Here is a 3593-nt window from a genome sequence, read left to right as displayed (position 1 = left end):
GCGCGCGCTGCGGCGGCGGCCCTGCGGACCGGCGGCGCCATAGCGCCGCGCGCCGCCGCGGACTAGGTTCGCCGCGCGGCAATCCGCCGCGGATTTCCGGAGCGCAGCCATGCCGTACACCATCGAGTTCAGCAACACGCCGCTGGCGATTCCCGAACGCACCTGGGCCCAGGCCGAGAACGTGCCGCCGGCGGACGGCGACACCCAGCCGACCGTGCAGTTCACCGCGTTCACCTCCTGCATCGGCATCTGCGCGCGCAACGAGACCGGCTCGCGGGTGATCGGCATCCACCTCAGCGTCGCCGACGACCAGAACAACCTGTTCGCGGTCAACAACGTGGCGCAGGTCAGCGAGATCCTGCAAAGCTGGGGCTTTGATCCGGCCACCGTGTTCGTGATCGGCCAGGTCGCGGTGTGGCAGGAGAGCGTCCCGCAGGCCTACCAGGCGCTGCTGACCACGCTCGGCGAACCGCCGGTGTACAGCTACGGCGACGGCCAGTACGGCGGCGGGCTCAACCTCGCCGGCGCGCTGGTGGCGACCTACGTGGAGTGACCGCGGCGGCGGACGCGTCGCAGGCGGCGCGAGCGGACCGGCTACCATGCGCGCATCGCTCGCTCTGGCCCCGCCCTCGCCTCCGCCGCCGTGTCCGCCGCTCCGCGCAAAGTCCTGCATGTCGACATGGACGCGTTCTACGCGTCGGTCGAGCAGCGCGACGACGCGTCCCTGCGCGGCCGCCCGGTGGTGGTGGCCTGGCGCGGCGCGCGCTCGGTGGTGTGCGCGGCCAGCTACGAGGCGCGGGTGTTCGGCGTGCGCTCGGCGATGCCGGCGGTGCGCGCCGAGCGGCTGTGCCCGCAGGCGGTGTTCGTGCCGCCGGACTTCGTGCGCTACAAGGCGGTCTCGCGCCAGGTGCGCGAGATCTTCGCCCGCCACACCGACCTGATCGAACCCTTGTCGCTGGACGAGGCCTACCTCGACGTCACCCAGACCAAGACCGGCCTGCCCTCGGCCACCGCCACCGCACAGGCGATCCGCGCGCAGATCCGCGAAGAGACCCGGCTGACCGCCTCGGCCGGCGTCGCGCCGAACAAGTTCCTGGCCAAGATCGCCTCGGACTGGAACAAGCCCGACGGCCTGTTCGTGATCAAGCCGCATCAGGTCGAGGCCTTCCTCGCGCCGCTGCCGGTCGGGCGCCTGCCGGGCGTGGGCAAGGTGATGGAGGGCAAACTGTCCGAACTGGGCGTGGCCACCGTCGCCGACCTGCGCGGGTTGGGCGCGCAGGCGCTGGAGCAACGCTTCGGCCGCTGGGGCCGGCGCCTGCACGAACTGGCCTACGGCATCGATGCGCATCCGGTCGAACCCGAGCGGCCGACCCTGCAGATTTCCTCGGAAGACACCTTCGAACGCGACGTGCCGCTGGAGCGCACCGAGGACGAGATCCGCGCCCTGGCCGGCAAGACCTGGGCGGGCTATCGGCGCGAGTTGCAGCGCCATCCCGGACGCATCGCCCGCACCGTGGTGCTCAAGCTCAAGACCTCCGACTTCCGCATCCTCACCCGCAGCCTGACCCCGCCGCAGCCGCCCGGCAGCGAGCGCGAGCTGGCCGACATCGCCTGCGCCCTGCGCGCGCGGGTGGAACTGCCGGCGCAGACCCTGTATCGCCTGGTCGGGGTCGGATTGTCGGGATTCGCCGAGGAGGGCGAAGTGTTGGCGCAGTCGGATCTGTTCGCCGCGTCGTTCGAACTCGATGCGCAGACGCAGTGGGACGGCGACGCGGAGGTCAGTGCGCAGGATTGAGGTTGTTGCGTCGGTTGGCGGTATGCCGATGGCGCATCGAAGCGATGCCGTTCTGCCGAAGTCGCTCGAAGCTGCGCAACCTCCCGTCCGTCATTCCGGTTTTCGCTGGAACGACGGCTTCGTGGCATCGACGCAGTCGGTCGAATACGAAACTCGCCGAAGCCCCTGTAGGAGCGGCGCAAGCCGCGACCGCGAAACAGCAGCCACGACCAAACCTCGGCCGCCCGCGCCGATCGCCACATCGCCAACCCGCACCCGTACAGCCAGGCCCGCCCCAGGAAAGACGACGCGAACCCGGCCGCGCGGCGCTCACACCGGCGCGGCCTCCTCCTCCATCCGCACCACATACCGCACCGCCTCCACCCGCACCGCGCGCAGCGGCGCTTCCAGCTCGCGCGCGGCCTGGCTCCATTGCGGCGACTGGCATTGCAGGTTGAGGCAGCCGAAGCGGCGCGCCGCGTCCAGCGCGTGGCGCAGCAGCTCGGTCTCCACGCCGCGCTCCTGCCACGGCTCGCGCACGTAGGGATCGTCGAGCTGCAGGCAATAGGCGCGTTCGAGCATCGAGAAGCCCGCGGTCGCGCTGGCGTAGCCGATCACCTCGCCGTCGGCCTCGGCCAGCCAGGCCCAGGCGCCGAACGGCGGTTCGAACAGCACTTCCATCAACTCCAGCGCATCCGCGCGCGGCGGGCCGTAGGGGCGGCGCTCCAGCGCGCGGCGGTCGCTGTGCTCCTGGCACAGCGCGATCAGGGTCGCGGCGTCGGCGCGGGTCACCGCGCGCACGTTCAGGCCGGCGGTGGCGACGGGGGCGGGATCGGAACGGGTCACGGCGAGCTGGGGGTTCATCGCGGGTTTCCGGTGGACGGCAGGTAGGGGGAGCGGCGACGCGGTAGCATCGGCGCCGGAGACCGCGGACGCGGCCGGCTCCGGCGAAGGCGGGGCCATCGTGCGCGCCGGCCTTTAAGAACTTTTTAATCGTGCCCGCGCACAGTGGGCGCGGACGATGCGGCCGAATGCCGCAAGACGAAGACGCAACCGGGCGATGAACATCCTGCTGGTGGAAGACGACGCGATGCTGGCCGAGGCCGTGCGCACCGGCCTGGCGCACGACGGCTGGCGGGTGGACTGGGCGGCCGATGCGCCGCTGGCCAAGACCGCGCTGGTCGATCACGACTTCGACGCGGTGGTGCTCGATCTCGGCCTGCCCGGCGGTTCCGGCCTGGGCGTGCTCAGCGCGCTGCGCAACCGCTACGACGCCACCCCGGTGCTGATCGTGACCGCGCGCGACAAGCTCAGCGAGCGCATCGCCGGGCTCGACGCCGGCGCCGACGACTACATCGTCAAACCCTTCCAGCTCGACGAGCTGTGCGCGCGCCTGCGCGCGGTGATGCGGCGCAGCCAGGGCCGGGTCTCACCGGTGCTCAGCTGCGGCAACGTCGTGCTCGACCCGGCGCGGCGCCTGGTCACCCGCGACGGCGAGCCGGTCACGCTCAGCGGCCACGAGTTCCGCACCCTGACGCTGCTGCTCGAACGCCAGGGCCGGGTGGTCACGCGCGAGCAACTGGAGGAATCGGTGTACGGCAGCTCCGGCACGATCGAGAGCAACACCATCGCGGTGTACGTGCACCAGCTGCGGCGCAAGCTCGGCGAGCAGTTGATCGTGACCGTGCACGGCTACGGTTACCGCATCGGCGGCGGGCCCAATTGAACGCGCGCGGCGCCGACGCGGGCATGCGGCGATGAGCGCGATCGGCGACGACGCCGGCGAGCGGCCCGCCGCGCGCGCGACCGGCGAGCGCGC

4 protein-coding genes are annotated in these 3593 nt (G+C 71.8%); 3 read left to right on the top strand and 1 reads right to left on the bottom strand.

What is annotated here, in order from left to right:
- Nucleotides 1-109: 109 nt before the first annotated feature.
- Both A7A76_RS21480 and dinB read left to right on the top strand, forming a co-directional pair.
- Nucleotides 110-553: a hypothetical protein gene (locus tag A7A76_RS21480; protein ID WP_206413216.1), complete on the top strand. Its 444-nt coding sequence runs from the start codon at nt 110-112 to the stop codon at nt 551-553.
- Nucleotides 554-643: 90 nt separating this feature from the next.
- Nucleotides 644-1795 carry a DNA polymerase IV gene (gene dinB / locus A7A76_RS21475; protein ID WP_206413215.1) on the top strand — a complete coding sequence of 384 codons (1152 nt, stop codon included), beginning with the start codon at nt 644-646 and terminating at the stop codon, nt 1793-1795.
- 309 nt (nt 1796-2104) lie between these two features.
- Here the strand turns inward: dinB and A7A76_RS21470 are convergent, their stop codons facing one another.
- Entirely contained in the window at nt 2105-2638 is a 534-nt protein-coding gene (locus tag A7A76_RS21470) for a GNAT family N-acetyltransferase (RefSeq protein WP_206413214.1), read from the bottom strand.
- A 196-nt stretch (nt 2639-2834) separates the two neighbouring features.
- On the opposite strand from A7A76_RS21470, the gene A7A76_RS21465 reads away from it, so the two are divergent.
- Nucleotides 2835-3500 carry a response regulator transcription factor gene (locus A7A76_RS21465; RefSeq protein WP_096376187.1) on the top strand — a complete coding sequence of 222 codons (666 nt, stop codon included), beginning with the start codon at nt 2835-2837 and terminating at the stop codon, nt 3498-3500.
- Nucleotides 3501-3593: the final 93 nt, after the last annotated feature.

The sequence above is a fragment of the Lysobacter enzymogenes genome (assembly GCF_017168095.1).
GTDB lineage: Bacteria > Pseudomonadota > Gammaproteobacteria > Xanthomonadales > Xanthomonadaceae > Lysobacter > Lysobacter enzymogenes_D.
Note: the sequence above shows the minus strand (reverse complement) of the source record. Positions and strands in the feature narration are given on the sequence as shown.